The organism is Candidatus Sodalis pierantonius str. SOPE (assembly GCF_000517405.1).
Classification (GTDB): Bacteria; Pseudomonadota; Gammaproteobacteria; order Enterobacterales; family Enterobacteriaceae; genus Sodalis_C; species Sodalis_C pierantonii.
On record NZ_CP006568.1, the window covers coordinates 1,230,693 to 1,248,237 of the forward strand.

The 17,545-nt window shown below is 57.3% G+C and carries 10 protein-coding genes, 1 tRNA gene and 6 pseudogenes; 10 read left to right on the plus strand and 7 right to left on the minus strand.

The window, feature by feature from the left end; translation table 11 throughout:
* Positions 1-277: 277 nt before the first annotated feature.
* The 5 genes and pseudogenes from SOPEG_RS31145 to SOPEG_RS06390 all read right to left on the minus strand — a co-directional run bounded on the left by SOPEG_RS31145 (position 278) and on the right by SOPEG_RS06390 (position 3,794).
* Positions 278-592: a hypothetical protein gene (locus SOPEG_RS31145; protein WP_038468360.1), complete on the minus strand. Its 315-nt coding sequence runs from the start codon at positions 590-592 to the stop codon at positions 278-280.
* Between the two features lie 173 nt (positions 593-765).
* A pseudogene (locus SOPEG_RS27210) lies at positions 766-939 on the minus strand (IS5/IS1182 family transposase); the annotation flags it as partial.
* Between the two features lie 41 nt (positions 940-980).
* Positions 981-2,175 (minus strand): annotated as a pseudogene (locus SOPEG_RS24235) (IS256 family transposase).
* Between the two features lie 103 nt (positions 2,176-2,278).
* Positions 2,279-2,569, minus strand: a pseudogene (locus tag SOPEG_RS06385) (GDP-mannose 4,6-dehydratase); the annotation flags it as partial.
* Positions 2,570-2,885: 316 nt separating this feature from the next.
* Positions 2,886-3,794 carry a LysR family transcriptional regulator gene (locus tag SOPEG_RS06390; protein ID WP_025244716.1) on the minus strand — a complete coding sequence of 303 codons (909 nt, stop codon included), beginning with the start codon at positions 3,792-3,794 and terminating at the stop codon, positions 2,886-2,888.
* Positions 3,795-3,918: 124 nt separating this feature from the next.
* Between SOPEG_RS06390 and SOPEG_RS06395 the strand changes: the two genes are divergently transcribed.
* Positions 3,919-4,431, plus strand: a complete 513-nt coding sequence (locus tag SOPEG_RS06395) for an SRPBCC family protein (RefSeq protein ID WP_025244717.1) — start codon at positions 3,919-3,921, stop codon at positions 4,429-4,431.
* Between the two features lie 100 nt (positions 4,432-4,531).
* On the opposite strand, the gene SOPEG_RS06400 is transcribed toward SOPEG_RS06395, so the two are convergent.
* Positions 4,532-5,881, minus strand: a complete 1,350-nt coding sequence (locus SOPEG_RS06400; protein WP_025244718.1) for a cation:proton antiporter — start codon at positions 5,879-5,881, stop codon at positions 4,532-4,534.
* Between the two features lie 380 nt (positions 5,882-6,261).
* On the opposite strand from SOPEG_RS06400, the gene SOPEG_RS06405 reads away from it, so the two are divergent.
* Both SOPEG_RS06405 and SOPEG_RS06410 read left to right on the plus strand, forming a co-directional pair.
* A tRNA-Gly gene (locus tag SOPEG_RS06405) sits at positions 6,262-6,336 on the plus strand.
* Positions 6,337-6,628: 292 nt separating this feature from the next.
* Positions 6,629-7,554, plus strand: a pseudogene (locus SOPEG_RS06410) (IS5-like element ISSoEn1 family transposase).
* A gap of 793 nt (positions 7,555-8,347) precedes the next feature.
* On the opposite strand, the pseudogene queG reads toward SOPEG_RS06410, so the two are convergent.
* Positions 8,348-9,344 (minus strand): annotated as a pseudogene (gene queG / locus SOPEG_RS06415) (tRNA epoxyqueuosine(34) reductase QueG).
* Between queG and nnr the strand changes: the two are divergent.
* The 7 genes and pseudogenes from nnr to hflX all read left to right on the plus strand — a co-directional run bounded on the left by nnr (position 9,343) and on the right by hflX (position 17,527).
* A complete protein-coding gene (nnr, locus tag SOPEG_RS06420) occupies positions 9,343-10,857 on the plus strand; it encodes a bifunctional ADP-dependent NAD(P)H-hydrate dehydratase/NAD(P)H-hydrate epimerase (protein ID WP_025244719.1) in 1,515 nt (504 codons plus the stop codon). The pseudogene queG and the gene nnr sit on opposite strands and share 2 nt — an antisense overlap.
* Positions 10,858-10,866: 9 nt before the next feature.
* Positions 10,867-11,346 (plus strand): tRNA (adenosine(37)-N6)-threonylcarbamoyltransferase complex ATPase subunit type 1 TsaE, encoded by a 480-nt coding sequence (gene tsaE / locus SOPEG_RS06425; protein ID WP_025244720.1) that lies wholly within the window; start codon positions 10,867-10,869, stop codon positions 11,344-11,346.
* Positions 11,343-13,004 (plus strand): N-acetylmuramoyl-L-alanine amidase AmiB, encoded by a 1,662-nt coding sequence (gene amiB, locus SOPEG_RS06430; RefSeq protein WP_025244721.1) that lies wholly within the window; start codon positions 11,343-11,345, stop codon positions 13,002-13,004. The genes tsaE and amiB overlap by 4 nt, the downstream gene beginning before the upstream one ends.
* A 20-nt stretch (positions 13,005-13,024) precedes the next feature.
* Complete coding sequence (mutL, locus tag SOPEG_RS06435) at positions 13,025-14,803, plus strand: DNA mismatch repair endonuclease MutL (RefSeq protein ID WP_025244722.1); 1,779 nt, start codon at positions 13,025-13,027, stop codon at positions 14,801-14,803.
* Positions 14,796-15,737, plus strand: coding sequence for a tRNA (adenosine(37)-N6)-dimethylallyltransferase MiaA (gene miaA / locus SOPEG_RS06440; protein ID WP_025244723.1), 942 nt, complete (start codon positions 14,796-14,798; stop codon positions 15,735-15,737). The genes mutL and miaA overlap by 8 nt, the downstream gene beginning before the upstream one ends.
* Before the next feature lie 113 nt (positions 15,738-15,850).
* Positions 15,851-16,156 carry an RNA chaperone Hfq gene (hfq, locus tag SOPEG_RS06445; RefSeq protein ID WP_025244724.1) on the plus strand — a complete coding sequence of 102 codons (306 nt, stop codon included), beginning with the start codon at positions 15,851-15,853 and terminating at the stop codon, positions 16,154-16,156.
* A 96-nt stretch (positions 16,157-16,252) separates the two neighbouring features.
* A pseudogene (hflX, locus tag SOPEG_RS06450) lies at positions 16,253-17,527 on the plus strand (ribosome rescue GTPase HflX).
* Positions 17,528-17,545: the final 18 nt, after the last annotated feature.

The window sequence follows — 17,545 nt, forward strand, 5'->3', positions numbered from 1 at the left end:
ACCGGCCTGCGAACCCAGTTCAACCTACTATTCTCACACCTACAAACACCGCAGTAAAAACGCCTCCGACGGCTGGCGCGGGCGGTTAATACTTTGCCGGATGCATTTCTGAGCCAGCAATCTGATCGTATTATACCGGCTGCTAAAGCGTTGGTAGAAGCGCTGTGTCCGTTGCTGACTGACGCAATTAGCCAGCAACAAGATTATCGAACCACCCTTTCACTGGCCGCCGCAATGCGCACGTGGTTGCAACAACGACAGCAGCGCGGTGTCCCCTCTAGCGCTTTATATTCAGCTGCTTCAGCAACATCTCAAAGGGATCATCATCGGGCACGTTATGCAAGAAAATACGCGGTCCCTGATAGTCCGGCGCGGTAATACGCGCTTCAATTTGTTTAAGGCGCTCTGCCGGGATGGGATTGCGAGGTATGTAAATCTCGCAGCTGATCGGCAGGGTGAATAACACCTCTGGCACGTCGGTGAATTTATTATTGATCAGCAGCAGCCTTTCCAAACCGGCCGGTAATGCTGAAATATTTTCTGGCAGAGAAGTCAGAGGATTTGAGGAAAGATCCAGCACTTTTAACGACATCGGCAGCGATGGAACAAAGTCAATAGATAGTATTTCTATATCTGCGTTATAGATGAAAAGTTTCTGTAGGTAGGGCGGATAGCCCCCGGGGGGGGGGATTAGCGATAAGATTAGAGCCGCTTTGTTGAATAAATCCGAAATTTGTGACGACTTCCTCCCTATCAGGGCGATTGTTACATGATGCGGACGCTGTTTGGCATTCCTAACAGTGTGATCCGGTTAAGTGCTTTAACCATTGCCATTGCCTCACCTACCTGCGCGTCATAGTCATGCAGACTCAGATGACCACCCAGAAGTGTTTTAAACCGGAACATGGCCGTTTCAGCCAGTGAACGCCGGTGATAACCTCTTTCTGACCCTGTACACGATTCTGTGTAAATGCCTTTTCTCAGAAGTGACCGTCCAGGCGGTCACCGAACTCGATAATAAAGCGGCTCATTGCCATGCGCCAGTCCCTCAAAGGCATTGTCCATTTCTGTGAGGCCGCCTGTATCGCCAGCCACACCACCTTTTTCACTGCGTCGTCGGTCGGGAACACCTTGCGCTTTTTGATGGCATGCCGGATCACGCTGTTTAACGACTCGATGGCGGTGGTCGTGTAGATCACCTTGCGGATGTCCGTTGGGTAGGCAAAGAACGTGGCCAGATTGGCCCAGTTTGCCTGCCAGCTTCGACTTATTTGCGGGTAGCGGATGTCCCAGGCACTGGAGAACGCTTCCAGCGCCTGCAAGCCGGCTTCTTCCGTAGGGGCCTGATAGATAGCTTTCAGGTCGCGGGTGACGGCCTTGTAGTCCTTCCAGGAGACGAACCGCAGGCTGTTGCGCACCATATGCACGATACACAGCTGGAGCCGCGCCTCCGGATACACCGCGTTAATAGCGTCAGGGAAACCTTTCAGCCCGTCTACGCAGGCGATAAGGATATCGTTCAGGCCGCGGTTTTTCAGCTCTGTCAGCACGTTCAGCCAGAACTTTGCGCCTTCATTTTCGGCCAGCCACATACCTAGCAACTCTTTCTGGCCTTCGATGTTGATGCCCAGCGCCAGGAACACAGATTTGTTGATGATGCGGCTGTCCTGCCGGACTTTTAGAACGATACAGTCAAGATAAACAATGGGATAGACTGCATCCAGAGGCCGGTTTTGCCATTCGACAACCTGCTCCATGACCGCATCGCTGACCTTTGAGACCAGCGCCGGCGAGACATCGGCGTCATACAGCTCTTTGAACGCGGCGGCGATCTCGCGGGTGGTCATCCCTTTGGCGTACAACGATAAAATCTGGTTATCCATCCCGGTAATCCGGGTCTGGTTCTTCTTCACCAGTTGCGGTTCAAAGTAACCGTCACGATCGCGCGGAGTACGCAGCGCCAGTGGTAACGGTTTTTGTGGAATAGCCGTTGCGGGCGTTGGTCCCCGGTTTAGGCTGATTTTTATCGTAGCCGAGGTGATGGGTCATTTCGGCATTGAGAGCTGCTTCGACGTTGATTTTTTTCAGCAGCCGATCGAAGTGACTGAGATCTTCAGGGGTTTTGAGATTTTTGGCCAGTTCGTTAGCCAGAGCCTGCAACTGTTTTTCGTCCATAAATTAACCTGTTTTTGATGTTGGATTGAACATATCAAAATCAGGCAAATACACAAATTTCTAAACAGGCTCAAGTCGTCACAAATTTCGGATTTATTCAACAAAGCGCGCCAAAATTATAAACTTCGTCCGGTTGGACTTCCGCCAATATTCGGGTTAAATTTGACGTATCAGAGAGATCGCCATGGTGCAATTTAAGTGTGGCGTTATTATCATGTGACATCTGAAAAATATGTTCTATACGCTGCGTATTAAACTGAGTACACCGTCGTTTTATGCCATGGACCTCATAGCCTTTATTCAGAAGGAATTCGGCAAGATATGAACCATCTTGGCCAGTAATACCGGTTATGAGGGCGACTTTCTTATTCAAAATAACTCCTGAAGGTATCATGGTCGTGGTGTCGAGATGGGACAAGTGTAGCTCTTAATCTTCCTAATCCATAGACTGCAAAAGGAAATATTAAGTTTCTTATAAGTAAGTGGAGATAATACTCATTACGTTTCCGTTTTTATTTACCCCGATTTTGAAAACTTTCCATCATGCTCTGGTGGAATGAGATGCATGCGCGCTTTCTCAAGCGCTCATGGCTAGTCTTACTATGGAAGATGCGTTTGGCACCATTAGCGAGCGTTATCGCCACCGCGATAAGCGGCCCTGACGATTCGGCGCCAAGGGCGGAAGGGGGAAGGGCGGCCGTTCGCCGGCATTAGTCGCGCGTTTGGCACAGGGTGAAAAGCGTTTCCCGCACCCAGCGGTGGGCAGGGTCACGGTGGGTGCGTTCGTGCCAAGCCGCGCTTTTGCTAAAGCCGGGGATCGTCAGCGGCGGCGCCAGGATCGCCAAGCCTTCGGCATGTTGCGCCAGCCGCCGCGGGACGATGGCGATAAGATCGCTGATGCGGAGCATGTCGGGCAACACCAGAAAGCTATTTACCGATAGCGCCACGCGCCGCGTCCGCCCCAGATCGGCCAGCGCCCTGTCGGTCGCACCGGCAAAATTGCCGCCATAATACGATACTAGCGCATGCTCAAGCGCGCAAAAGCGATCAAGTGTGAGGCGGCCGTTGGCAGCATCAGGATGATCGGAGCGCATGACGCAAACATAGGTTTCCTGATACATCGGCTGGGCGTGCAGACCCGGCGGCGTCGTCTCCGGCGTCATCAGCGCCAAATCGACGTCGCCCTGCTCAAATTGCGTCTGTAATCGATCGTTATCGCCCGCCACCACCGCTACCCTAATGCCGGGGGCCTGATGTTTGAGCATCCCCATAAGTGGTACCACCACCGTGCGCAGGGCATAATCGGTCGTGGCAAGAGTGAGGGTCGCACAGGTTGTGGCGGGGTCAAATGCCGGTGGCTTAAGCAGGGTTTCCACATCGCCAAGCAGTTGCTTAACCGGCGCCGCCAGCGCCTGCGCCCGCCGCGTGGGGACGATGCCCCGCTGCGTACGTACGAACAGCGGATCGTCAAAACTCTCACGCAATCGCGTCAGCATACCGCTGACGGCAGGCTGCGTCAGGACGAGACGCTTTGCGGCGCGGGTGACGTTGCGCTCGTCCAACAAGACGTCGAGGGTTCTAAGAAGGTTAAGATCCAAATGTCTGATATTAGCGGGCATGATAGCGTCAATAAAATATTGCGATTGGATTTATATCAGCGTACCAAGCACCCTGCGTAGCGTCCATGACGCGGCGGCGCTATCCGTGTGGCATGGCCCATCACACTACACAGAAAGGTCAATTATGCATGCGATTATCTGGCCCGAGCAGTATCAGCCGGGCTTTACCGACAATTTCGTGTCTAACGAAGTGATTGAGGCCGGCCTTGGCGCGGCCGAGGTTTGGCCGTGGCTTAACGACGCCGCGCGTTGGCCGGACTACTATACTAACGCCGCCAACGTTCGCTTTTACGATCGGGCGGGCCCCGCGCTGACGACGGGTGTCCACTTTTATTTTGAGACCTTCGGTTTCCCGGTGGAAGCACAGGTCGTAGAGCAGCAGGCACCTGGCGCAGGACAACCGGGACGGCTGGCCTGGTACGGTTGGGCGGGGGAGGGGGATACGCGTCTGGACGTGCATCACGCCTGGTTGATTGAGGATTTGTCCGGCGGTCGGGTGCGTATTCTGACCCAGGAAACGCAGAACGGCAAACCGGCGCTGGAATTGGCGAGAACCCGGCCTAATCCCATGTTGAACGGCCATCAGACGTGGCTGGACGGGCTGGTCGCGGCGGCCCGCAGAGCTAGCCGGGCATAACCGCGCCGGCCATCGGCGAGAGAGGCGTACGTTACCGACGGGGCAATCGAATCGCTAGCCGATGGGCGTTAGGCTCTGCCATGGCGCTTCCTACCGACGCTTACGGGTCCGTATTATCTGCCTGCCGCGCGGTTTGTCTGGCTTGGCGCCAGTTCAGCAGCGGCGTCACGGTAATGCCATGGACAATGACGCTGGCGACGATAAGCGTCAGCGCCATGTTGACCATGCGCTCCGCGTCCTTGTCCGCCAGGCCGTGGCTGAAAGCGTAGACGATATAGTTGACGCTGCCGATGCCGCGAATACCAAGCCAGCCAATCAATAACCGCCGCAACGGCGGCGTGTCGGTGCCGAGGGTAGCCAGCCACACCGATAATGGACGTATGATCACAAAAAGTATCGCCGCCAGCCCCAGCCCCATCGGATCCCAGTGGTAGGCCAGGGAAATGCCGAGCGCCACCACAATCGCCGCGGCGAACAGCCGTTCCACCGTATCGCCGAACGAAAGCCCATCCCCCACTACCAGACCGACGGCGGTAGCCAGACCACCATTGCCCAAGGTATGGCGCCGGTTCGGGTTCACCAGGATCTCCGCAGGGGAATAATGCTCTTCTTCCGCCAACTCTTCCGGCGGATGGCGATTTACCACCCGCACTTCGGCGCGGCGTAATCCGACGCCGGCGGCAAAGGCAGCCAAAAAACCTGAGGTATCAAGGCCTTGCGCGGCGGCATAGCTTAGCGCTATCAGCGCCAGGGCAAAGAAGTCATTGGGCGCGACATCCTGATGGGCATTGCGTACGCGCGCCGCCAATTTTCCCACGCCTCTGCCCATACCAAAGCCGATCCCCAGCCCGCCCAATAGCGCCCAAAGAATATCTTTTAGCGCCCAGTGGGCCAGGATGCCAGCGGAAAAGTCGGTTTTGGAAGCCAGCAGAGCCATCGCCAGCATCAGTACCGGCAACGCCGTACCGTCATTCATACCCGCTTCGCTGGAGAGCGAAACCCGCATGCTGTCGTCGTCGTTGGCGTCATTCACCGAGATTAAACTGGCCAGCACCGGATCGGTCGGGGCGACGATCGCGCCGAACGCCAGCGGCCATGCAAAGCCGGTGATGTAATGGAACATCACGGTGATGCCGGCGACGGTGTGTATCATTGCTGGAAACGCCAGGCGGATGCCCATACGCCAGCCGGGGTTGCTGAACGGCAAACGTAGTTTCAGACCGGTGATGAACAGCGAGGTCGCCATGGCGATTTCTGTCGTCCGCGCGACGAGAACGGCATGTTGGGCGAGGTTGAGATGGAGTAAATCCAGCATCCACGGTCCGCAGATAATCCCGGCGATCAGATACAGGCCGAATACCGTTAGCGGACCGCGGTTAATCCAGCCGGAGGCCAGCGACATCAGTAACAGTAGCCCTCCGACGGCGGCGGTCCATCCCAGAAAATCCATATGTTCTCCCTTGATGCGTGTCGCCATACAAAGTTAATGGCGATAATGGGTTAATGAGTCCTTTAAGTATGATCTATCCATCACGACCGCGCCCGACGGCCGCTCCGGTAAAGTGCGCAACAGAGGGGGTGATGACAGATTAAGCAGTCGAACGCCGAGCGTGAAAAAAGGCTTGCCGTTGACCCTAAAGCAGTCCATAATTGCGTCCATCTCGAAGATTGAGATGGCTAAAAGGCATTAAAATCAATGGGTTAGGTGGTTTTATGACGCTGTTAATCCAACCAGAACCAAATGCCCTTGCCGTCTTTGTCAACAATGATGCACTGCTTGTATCATAATAAGCTGTCTGCGTTATGCCGGGCAGCGTGAAAGCGATTAATGCGGGAATAGCTTAGTGGTAGAGCACAACCTTGCCAAGGTTGGGGTCGCGAGTTAGAGCCTCGTTTCCCGCTCCAATTAACGGTTACCGATCCGCACGGATCGGTAACCGGTTGCGAAAAAGGGCCTTTCAGGCCCTTTTTTGTTTTTGCACGTTGGACAAGATGATGCGCGTTCGGTCCCTTTGACGGCTTACGCAAAACCGCTGGAGGTCTAGTACCAATGCGGTGTATTGAAGCCAAGAAATAGGCATGGCGTCCCGGCCAGCGTGACCTTCATTTTGTGCCTTATCGGGGCGTTGTTGAATAAATCGAACTTTTAGATGACTGGCGGCTCTGATCACTACATTCGTTTCCACATCAGGTCCCCATGGCAAAGCAAAAGTTTAAAATCACCAACTGGCCCGCATACAACAATGCGCTCAGGCAGCGGGGGGACATGACAGTATGGCTTGATGAGTCAGCCATTGCTGCATGGACTGAGAGTACACCACCTGAACATCGTGGCCGGCCGCTTCACTACACCGATATGGCCATTACCACGGTTCTGATGATAAAGCGCGTGTTTAACCTTTCGCTCCGGGCGTTACAGGGTTTCGTTGACGCGATTTTTAAACTGATGGGGCTGTCGCTGCGCTGCCCAGATTACTCTCTGGTCAGCCGGCGAGCAAAAACCGTCGACATCAGCATAAAAACTCCAACCCGCGGCGAAATCTCACACCTGGTCATCGATGGCACCGGCCTGAAAATCTTCGGCGAAGGCGAATGGAAAGTCAGGCAGCATGGGGCTGAGAGGCGCAGAGTATGGCGCAAGCTTCATCTGGCAGTAGATAGCGCGACACATGAAATTATCTGTGCCGATTTATCGCTAAGCGGTACGACAGATGCGCAGGCGCTGTGCCCGGGCTGATTAACCAAACCCACCGGAAAATCAGGGAAGCGTCGGCTGACAGTGCTTACGATACGCGTTACTGTCATGATGCTCTGCTGAGGAAAAAAATAAAGCCGCTTATCCCACCGCGAAGTGGTGCGCAATATTGGCCAGCTCGATACCATGAGCGTAACCATGCGGTGGCAAATCAGCATCTGAGCGGCAATAACGATACCTGGAAAAAGAAAGTAGGTTATCACCGGCGTTCACTGGCTGAAACGGCCATGTTCCGGTTTAAAACACTTCTGGGTGGTCATCTGAGTCTGCATGACTATGACGCGCAGGTAGGTGAGGCTATGGCAATGGTCAAAGCGCTTAACCGGATCACGCTGTTAGGAATGCCAAACAGCGTCCGTATCATGTAACAATCGCCCTGATAGGGAGGAAGTCGTCACAAATTTCGGATTTATTCAACAAAGCGCCTTATCGGTGCCGCCAAACCCTAATGTTAAGACTTTCTACAGAATAAGTGCGGGCGGTTACATGCTATGCATGGCCGACGCCGTCATCGCCCCTCTTACCCTGCCGGGTAAACCGCGATAGCGGCCCGCTTATCCTCTTGTCACGGCGCAATGATGCTAAGTAATCGTTACTTGCCTGATCAACTGCTCTGTTGGGAAGCGTTAGGCGGCGGTCTTGAGCACGCGTACTGCCATGGCTGACACGCTCTTTCATGAGAGCCATCCGCCGCTTTTACCCCTCTTGACGGTAAGCGGATCCACGCACGCGGCCGACAAAAAGCTTGCCAAGTTGAGGTGTCTGGTACATTATGCGATCCGTCGTCACGAAGGCTATCGAGGCGTAGCCGTGCAAGCGCCCGCGAGACGATCGTTCGCCACCTTTTTTCAGCAGCAGACGAATTAATTGCGTGAATAATTTATCCACCGCTAAAGGTAGCGCAGCGTCTGCCTTATATTCTCCGTCGTAATCTTTTAAACAGAGTTATCCACAGGCTTCTTCGGGCTATCGACCGCGCGCGTTCGGCTTTTGAAAATTTCGCTCTACCATAACCATTTGAAAAAGAAAGATAAATTTTTATTATGAAACGTAAGATCGATCGCTTGCGTTTTTTGTGACGATTGATTGACAAAGGATTTTTATTTTTATACACAGCGGCCATGCGCTATTGCAAGAGGTTTTTTCCCTGCGAGAATTTGCCTAAGCGTCGCAGGTTAATCCTTTTTCGATGGCCCTGACCAACCGCGTTTGCTGCGCGCTTTGTACCGCCACGGCGGCGGCCTCTCGACGCGCCATCTGCCTTTCCAGCGCCCAATGAATATGCACATCCAGCAGCGGCAGTTCTCCCAGTCGGCGCCGCAGCGCCAGCACGATCTCGTCCTGATAGGGTGCATTACCCAGCGTGACCGCGATATTGCGTGACCAGCGCACGTGGCCAATGCGCCGAATGGCCGACCCTTCGGTAACGCGCAGAAATGTGGCCTCATTCCAGCCAAACAGTTCTACCAGTTTAGGGGCATGTAATACCGCGCGCGGACTAAAGTCCGGCTCATCGGTCAGGTGCGAGAAACGGTTCCACGGGCAGATCAATTGACAGTCGTCGCAGCCATAAATGCGATTGCCTATCAGCGGGCGCAGCGCCTCGGGAATTTCCCCCTCCAACTCAATCGTCAAATAGGAGATACAGCGGCGGGCATCAAGGGTATAAGGCTCGACGATGGCGCCGGTGGGGCAGGTGGTGATACAGGCGACGCAGCGGCCGCTCCATGATCGGCGCTGAATCGACAAAGGGGCGGAAATTCACCTCGCCGCAGGCGTCGCGGATCCGCTCGTCCAGTTGTTTTAAACGGTTACGTAAAACTTTGTGGTAATCACGGCCCAGTGCATAACGACTAACATATCCTAATGAAGGATTTTTCAATGTCGACGCAAAAGCGGCCTTGGCCGGCAGGTAGTTCATGCGCACGCTGATCACCCGTAGCGTGCCCGGCAGCAATTCGTGGGGCCGGGCGCGCAGCATGCCGTGGCGCGCCATCCAGGCCATCTCGCCGTGGTATTTGCGGTCAAGCCAGGCTTGCAGCGTTGGCTCATGGGCGGCAAGGTCGGTGTCGCAAATCCCGACCTACTGAAAGCCCAACTTCTGCCCCCAGCGTTTAATTTGCCGGGCTAATTCTGTAAGATCAAAAGGATAAGACATGACTGACCGTGCCAACACATTTTCTCTACAAAGTTTATCACACTCCGTCTACGGTGCGCAGTGGCTCCGGGAATGGGAAAGCCAGGGCGCCGGGCTGGCCAGCGTGTCGCTCTATCAGCTGATGCAGCGCGCCGGTACGGCGGCGTTCCAACGTATTCTTTGGCTGTATCCCGGCGCCCATCGCTGGCTGGTGCTGGCGGGTCACGGTAACAACGGCGGGGACGGTTACGTGGTGGCGCAGCTTGCCGCCGCCGCCGGTAAACAGGTCACGGTGCTGGCGTGCGGCGGCAGCTCCCCTTTGCCTGCCGAAGCGGAACAGGCCAAAGCGGCGTGGCTGGCGGCCGGCGGAGAAATACACGCCGCCGAGGAGCCTTGGCCGCAGGGCGTGGAGGTGATTATCGATGCGCTGCTGGGAACGGGCCTCAAGGCGGCGCCGCGCGATCCCTATTGCTCGCTTATCGCCGCGGCAAACCGGCATTCCGCGCCGGTGATCGCGCTGGATATCCCATCCGGTCTGTTGGCCGAGACCGGCGCGACGCCCGGGGAGGTGATGTCTGCCGCACATACCGTGACGTTCATCGCCCTTAAACCGGGATTGTTGACCGGCAAGGCGCGCAGCGTGACCGGACACGTGCATTATGACGACTTGGGGCTGGGAAAATGGCTCGAGCGGGAAACGCCGCTAATGGCGCGGCTCAGCGCGGAACTGTTGCCGCGCTGGCTCCCTGAGCGCGATCCCTGCGCGCATAAAGGCGACAACGGCCGTCTGTTGATTGTGGGCGGGGATCATGGATTCGCCGGCGCGATTCGTATGACGGGGGAGGCCGCGCTGCGCTGCGGCGCCGGGCTGGTCCGCGTGCTGACCCGCGAGGAGAATATCCCCCCGCTGTTGACCGCCCGGCCGGAGCTTATGGTAGCGCCGCTGACCCGCGACACCCTTCAGCAGGGTCTGGAATGGGCGGATGTGGTGGTAATCGGTCCGGGCCTCGGACAGGACAGTTGGGGGAAAAATGCGCTGCGCGAGGTGGAAAATTGTGACAGACCAATGCTGTGGGACGCGGATGCGCTTAACTTGCTGGCATTCAATCCTGAGAAACGTCACAATCGAATAATTACGCCTCACCCGGGCGAGGCCGCCCGCTTGCTGAATGGCAATGTCGGCGCCATTGAAAGTGACCGTTTACTTGCAGCGCGCAAACTGGTGCGGCGCTACGGCGGCGTGGTGGTGCTGAAAGGCGCGGGGACCTTGCTGGCCGCTGAAGATGGCGCCGTCGCCATCGCCGATGTCGGTAACGCGGGCATGGCCTCGGGGGGAATGGGGGATGTATTGTCCGGTATCATCGGCAGTTTGCTCGCGCAAAAGCTGTCGCTGTATGATGCAGCCTGTGCCGGCTGCGTAGTCCATGGCGCTACCGCCGACCGTCTGGCGGCGGAAAAAGGAACGCGCGGCATGTTGGCCACAGATTTACTGCCGGCATTGTACCTATATGTCAATCCAGAGCTTACCGCATAGAAACCAGACATGGAAAAACGTGTAATATTCCTGCCGGATGAAACGGCAACCGTCGCCTTCGGCGCAGCATTGGCTGCCGCCTGCCGACAAGCCTGCGTGATTTATCTTTATGGCGACCTTGGCGCCGGCAAAACGACATTCTGCCGCGGGTTTTTTCGTGCGCTGGGGCACCCGGGCAATGTAAAAAGCCCCACCTACACCCTGGTCGAGCCCTACGCGCTGCCGCGCTGGACGGTTTATCATTTTGACCTTTATCGCCTGGCGGATCCGGAGGAGCTTGAATTTATGGGAGTGCGGGATTATTTCGATGATACCGCCCTGTGTTTGGTGGAATGGCCGCAGCGTGGGGAGGGCATCCTGCCGGCGGCGGATATCGCCTTGACGCTCGCCTATCAAGAGGACGGCCGGCAGGCGCAGGCGCAGGCCCTCAGCGCCACCGGCGAGCGCATTCTGGCGCACCTGGCGCCGCGGCAGGGAACGTCTTCATGATGCTGCAGTTCAGGATAATGCTGGCGTTGGCGGTGTGTTTAATCGTAGGGCGGACAATGGCGGCGACGCTCAGCGATATTAACGTTGCCAACAGCGCCAATCAATCGACGGTCACCCTCGGGTTTAATCAACAGCCGGTTTACGCTTTTTTTTCGCTGCACAACCCCGAACGGGTCGTGGTGGATATCCGCCAGAGCGGCCCGGTGCAAGGGCTGCCGCTCGATTTTAGCGGTGAGAATGTGATTAAACGTATTCGCACCAGTACGCCGGTGGATAAGCAGAGTATACGCCTGGTATTCGAGCTGGCCCGCAAATCCCGCGCGCAGGCCACGACACGGCAGGTGGACGGGCGCTACAATGTTGTGCTGACCGTGACGAGCCAGCAGCCGGCCGCCGTTGCCTCTGCTCCGCGGACGAGCGCCGCTGTGCCGGCCCCAAGCACGCCGCCGCCGTCAAAATCGGTAAAAAACCCCTTTACCAACCGGGTGACGGTGGTCGAGAGCCCCGCCACGGTGGTGGTGGCCATCGACGCCGGCCACGGCGGTCAGGATCCGGGGGCTACCGGCCCCAATGGCCTGCATGAGAAAAATGTGACCATCGCTATCGCTCGCAAGCTGAAAACGCTGCTCGATGGAGACAAGATGTTCAAGCCGGTACTGACCCGCGACGGCGATTATTTCATCTCCGTCATGGGCCGTTCCGACGTCGCGCGCAAAAAGGGCGCCAGCGTGCTGGTGTCCATTCACGCCGATGCCGCGCCCAACCGCAGCGCCAGCGGTGCGTCGGTTTGGGTGCTGTCCAACCGGCGCGCCAACAGCGAAATGGCGAATTGGCTTGAGCAGCATGAAAAACAGTCGGAGCTGCTGGGGGGGGCGGGCGACCTGTTGGCCAACAGCCAGGCCGATCCCTACCTCAGCCAGGCGGTGCTGGATCTGCAGTTCGGCCATTCGCAGCGGGTGGGATACGACATCGCGGTGAAGGTACTGGGCCAGCTGCAGCGGGTAGGCGCGCTGCATAAACGCCGGCCGGAACACGCCAGTCTCGGCGTACTGCGCTCGCCGGATATTCCGTCGCTGCTGGTGGAAACCGGTTTCATTAGTAATACCCGGAAGGAGCGGCTACTCGGTAGCAGCGCGTACCAGGATAAGATCGCCAACGCCCTGTACCTGGGACTGCGCGCTTATTTCCTGGCGCATCCGCTGCAAACCGGCCCAAAGCTCGAAAATCGGCCGCAGGGCGTTAGCTCCGCGGCCGACGCCGGAGCCAGCGGAACCCAGGCGGTGGCCCAGTCCAACGCCGGCGCGCTGACACCCGCCGCCGCAGGACGCCATGTCGTGAAGCGGGGTGAGACGCTCTCCTCCATCGCCCGCCAATATGGGGTAAGCATGGAGGCGATCCGTACGCTGAACAAGTTGAAAAAAGAGGGCGTCTGGGTCGGGCAACGGCTGCGCATTCCCGCGGGGGGAAGCGCTCAGGCCGCGCCGCCGCCCGCTGCCGCACCGAAGGGCGGTCCTCGACGGCATCAAGTGGCGCGTGGCGATACATTGACCGCAATCGCCGCACGCTATGGCGTGTCCGTCAGCGCCATCAAGCGTGCTAATAATATGACGTCCAATAACGTGATGCTGGGACAAACGTTGACCATACCGCCCGCTTAAGGCCAGAGGACCCGATTATCATGCCGATTCAGGTGCTGCCGCCACAGCTTGCAAACCAAATCGCCGCCGGTGAAGTGGTGGAACGCCCCGCGTCGGTGGTAAAGGAACTGCTTGAAAACAGTCTTGACGCCGGTGCGACCCGCATTGAGATTGATATCGAGCGCGGCGGCGCCAAACGTATCCGTATTCGTGATAACGGCAGCGGTATCGCTAAAGAGGAGCTGGCGCTGGCGCTGGCCCGTCATGCGACCAGCAAGATCGCCAGCCTGGACGATCTCGAAAGTATCACCAGTATGGGTTTTCGCGGCGAGGCATTGGCCAGCGTAAGCTCCGTGTCACGTCTGACCTTGACCTCGCGCACCGCCGCGCAGAGCGAAGCCTGGCAAGCATACGCCGAGGGGCGCGAACTGGCGGTAACGCTTAAACCCGCCGCCCATCCGGTCGGAACGACGGCAGACGTGGTGGATCTGTTTTACAATACGCCGGCCCGGCGCAAGTTCATGCGCACCGAAAAGACCGAGTTCACCCATATCGATGAAGTCATTCGCCGTATCGCGCTGGCACGATTCGACGTGACATTCATTTTGCAGCACAACGGCAAAACGGTGCGCCAGTACCGCGCGGTCAGCCAGCAAAGCCAGCATCTGCGCAGGCTGGGCGGGCTTTGCGGCCCGGCGTTTGTCGCGCGAGCCTTGGGCGTTTCCTGGCAGCACGGCGATCTGGCGATACACGGCTGGGTAGCGGATCCGGCGGCGGGGGAGCTGCCCGAGATACAGTACAGCTATGTTAATCGGCGCACGATGCGCGACAAATTGATCAATCACGCTATACGTCAGGCCTATCAGGATCAGCTGGCGGGAACGCAGCAGCCGGCCTTTGTGCTGTTTCTCAATGTGGATCCGCATCAGGTTGACGTCAATGTCCACCCCGCCAAACACGAAGTGCGGTTTCATCAGGCGCGGCTGGTGCATGATTTTATCTATCAGGCGGTGGTGACCGTCTTGCAGCAAAGCACGGCGCCACGCCTGCCGATCGGCGACGAGGGCGCAGGGCCGAGTGCGCCGGAGAATCGCCAGGCATCCGGGCGCAATCATTTTTCCCTGCCTGCCGGCGAGGCATCCTCTCTATGGGGAGCGCGACAGCCCGACGGCGACAACGACGCGCCGCACGCCGGCGCCGCCTCCTCGTCCAGCGCCGTCATGGGCGAGGCGTCCGTCAGTGCCGGGCCGGCCGTCGCCGGTAATCCCCACAGTTTCGGCAGAGTGGTGACTCTGGTCGCGCCCTGCTATGCGCTGGTAGAGTCGGCGAGCGGCCTGGCGCTGCTCTCGCTGCCGGTTGCCGAACGCGGCTTGACCGAACGCCAACTGACGCCCTGCACGGAACAGCTGCGCGCTCAGCCGCTGCTGATTCCGCTGCGTATGACGCTGCGCGATGAAGAAGCCGCGGCGCTTAAACGCTATCAGCCACTGCTTCAGGAAATGGGAATCACGCTACAGGCGCATCTTCATCAGGCAATACTGAATGCGGTACCTTTACCATTACGCCAACAAAATTTACAAAACTTGATTCCAGACCTGTTAGGCTACCTGCACGGTGAAACGTCGGTGACGCATCACCAGGTTGCGGTTTGGCTTGCCCGCCGACTGCAGCACGAATCGGTCGTCTGGAGCCATTCCCGGGCAATACAATTGATTGCCGAGGTGGAGCGGCTTTGTCCGCAGTGGGTGAAAGCCCCGCCCGACGGGCTTCTGGTAACACTGAATTTTGAGGCCGCTATTAAAGCCCTGAACCATGACTGAGCCGACATTTCCGCGCCGGCCCCAGGCCATTTTCCTGATGGGGCCCACCGCCTCCGGTAAAACCGCGCTCGCGATGACATTGCGCCAGCACCTGCCGGTGGAGATCATCAGCGTCGATTCTGCGCTGATATATCGCGGTATGGATATCGGCACGGCCAAGCCCAGCGCCGACGAGCTGGCGCGGGCGCCGCATCGGCTGATAGATATCCGCGATCCGGCGGAGCATTATTCAGCGGCGAATTTCCGCCGTGATGCGCTTAAGGAAATGGCAGAGATCACCGAGGCCGGTCGTATACCGTTGCTGGTGGGCGGGACCATGCTTTACTTCAAGGCGCTGCTGGAGGGATTATCCCCCTTGCCCCCGGCAGATCCAGAAGTGCGCGTGCGTATTGAACGCGAGGCGGAAGCGGTGGGGTGGCAGGCGTTGCACCGGCAATTGCAACAGATTGATCCGATTGCGGCAAATCGTATTCATCCTAATGATCCGCAGAGATTGTCGCGGGCACTGGAGGTTTTTTTCGTTTCAGGTAACACTCTAACGGAACTGACAAAAATATCCGGTGAAGCGCTGGCGTATCGGGTACATCAATTCGCCATCGCGCCGCTTGGCCGCGCATTGCTGCATCAGCGTATTGCGCAGCGCTTTCATCAGATGTTGGCCGCCGGTTTTGAGCACGAGGTCAGTACACTTTTTGCCCGAGGTGATCTTCACCGGGAAATGCCATCCCTTCGTTGCGTCGGCTACCGCCAGATGTGGTCATATCTGGCCGGCGAAACCGATTATGATGACATGGTGTTTCGCGGGATTTGCGCGACACGACAGCTTGCCAAGCGCCAAATGACCTGGCTGCGGGGGTGGCGCGATGTTCATTGGCTGGATAGCGATAAACCCGCCGCCGCCCTCGACAGGGTATTACAGGTTGTTAGTGCATAGGTTGGGTGATTGTGTACAATTGATGGTACTGAACGTGCTTTTTTACAACGATTATTTTATTTAGAGCCACATGGTTTTTGTTACAAACAACAAGCACATAAGGAAAAGACAGAATGGCTAAGGGGCAATCTTTGCAAGATCCGTTCTTGAACGCGTTGCGTCGGGAACGTGTTCCGGTTTCTATTTATTTGGTGAATGGCATTAAACTACAGGGCCAGATTGAATCTTTCGATCAATTTGTCATTTTATTAAAGAACACGGTCAGCCAGATGGTTTACAAACACGCCATCTCCACCGTCGTACCATCGCGCCCCGTATTGCATCACAATAACAATCCGAGCGGTGGTTCCAGTAATTATCACCATGGCAGCACCCCTGCTTCGCAACCGTCGCAGCCGGAAAGCGATGACGCCGAATAAGGCGCATCCCTGTTGACCATTTCGCGGTGCTTTAGCGTGCTGTTGGCGCTAAGGCCCGATTATAGCTGCGGTATATCCGCATGAGAGGTTGTACGCTTGTTTGACCGTTATGATGCCGGTGAGCAGGCCATACTGGTTCACATCTTTTTTTCGCAAGACAAGGATATGGAAGATTTGCAGGAGTTTGAATCCCTGGTCTCTTCCGCCGGGGTAGCGGCGCAGCACGTCGTTACCGGCAGCCGCAAGGCGCCACATCCAAAATATTTTGTTGGCGAGGGAAAAGCGGAAGAGATCGCGGAGGCGGTTAAAACCAGTAGCGCGTCTGTGGTCCTATTCGATCATGCTTTATCCCCCGCCCAGGAGCGTAATCTTGAACGCCTGTGCGAGTGCCGGGTTATCGACCGCACGGGGTTGATCCTCGACATTTTTGCTCAGCGCGCGCGCACCCATGAGGGTAAGCTGCAGGTGGAGCTGGCCCAGCTGCGTCATCTTGCTACCTACGCGGCTGGACGCACCTTGAGCGGCAAAAGGGTGGCATCGGGCTGCGCGGGCCGGGGGAAACCCAGCTTGAGACCGACCGTCGTCTGTTGCGGAACCGCATCAGCCAGATCCTTTCCCGTTTGGAACGGGTGGAGAAACAGCGCGAGCAGGGCCGGCGCGCCCGCGCCCGGGTGGATGTGCCCACCGTCTCGCTGGTGGGCTATACCAACGCCGGTAAGTCCACTCTGTTTAATCTGATGACCGAGGCCGGGGTGTATGCGGCCGATCAGCTGTTTGCCACCCTCGATCCGACGCTGCGGCGTATCAACGTCGGCGACGTGGGGGATACCGTTCTGGCAGATACGGTGGGTTTTATCCGCCATCTGCCCCACGGACCTGGTGGCGGCGTTTAAAGCGACGCTGCAAGAGACGCGGCAGGCCACCCTGCTGTTGCATATCGTCGACGCCGCCGATACGCGAATTAATGAAAATATCGATGCGGTGGACCAGGTGCTAGCTGAGATAGAAGCCAACGATATTCCGACGCTGTTGGTGATGAATAAAATCGATCTGCTTGGCGATTTCGCGCCACGCATCGATCGCGATGAAGAGAACCGACCGGTGCGGGTGTGGCTTTCCACCCACAGCGGCGAAGGGGTCGCGCTATTGATGCAGGCCCTGACCGAGCGACTGGCGGGCGAGATCGCGCGCCATGAGCTCCGTTTGCCCCCGCAGGCTGGCCGGCTGCGCAGCCGTTTTTACCAGCTGCAGGCCATAGAAAAAGAGTGGGTCGAGGAAGATGGCAGCGTGGGGCTGGTGGTAAGACTGCCCATCATCGACTGGCATCGTTTATGTAAGCAGGAAATGGCGTTGGTAGACTATCTTGTCTGACCGTCCTTTGGGAACTCA

What these genes read in the sequence shown, in the direction of transcription:
- SOPEG_RS31145 (WP_038468360.1), bottom strand. Translation starts at nt 592, where the DNA reads ATGTCGTTAAAAGTGCTGGATCTTTCCTCAAATCCTCTGACTTCTCTG.
- SOPEG_RS06390 (WP_025244716.1), bottom strand. Translation starts at nt 3,794, where the DNA reads ATGCCCGCTAATATCAGACATTTGGATCTTAACCTTCTTAGAACCCTC.
- SOPEG_RS06395 (WP_025244717.1), top strand. Translation starts at nt 3,919, where the DNA reads ATGCATGCGATTATCTGGCCCGAGCAGTATCAGCCGGGCTTTACCGAC.
- SOPEG_RS06400 (WP_025244718.1), bottom strand. Translation starts at nt 5,881, where the DNA reads ATGGATTTTCTGGGATGGACCGCCGCCGTCGGAGGGCTACTGTTACTG.
- nnr (WP_025244719.1), top strand. Translation starts at nt 9,343, where the DNA reads ATGACTGACCGTGCCAACACATTTTCTCTACAAAGTTTATCACACTCC.
- tsaE (WP_025244720.1), top strand. Translation starts at nt 10,867, where the DNA reads ATGGAAAAACGTGTAATATTCCTGCCGGATGAAACGGCAACCGTCGCC.
- amiB (WP_025244721.1), top strand. Translation starts at nt 11,343, where the DNA reads ATGATGCTGCAGTTCAGGATAATGCTGGCGTTGGCGGTGTGTTTAATC.
- mutL (WP_025244722.1), top strand. Translation starts at nt 13,025, where the DNA reads ATGCCGATTCAGGTGCTGCCGCCACAGCTTGCAAACCAAATCGCCGCC.
- miaA (WP_025244723.1), top strand. Translation starts at nt 14,796, where the DNA reads ATGACTGAGCCGACATTTCCGCGCCGGCCCCAGGCCATTTTCCTGATG.
- hfq (WP_025244724.1), top strand. Translation starts at nt 15,851, where the DNA reads ATGGCTAAGGGGCAATCTTTGCAAGATCCGTTCTTGAACGCGTTGCGT.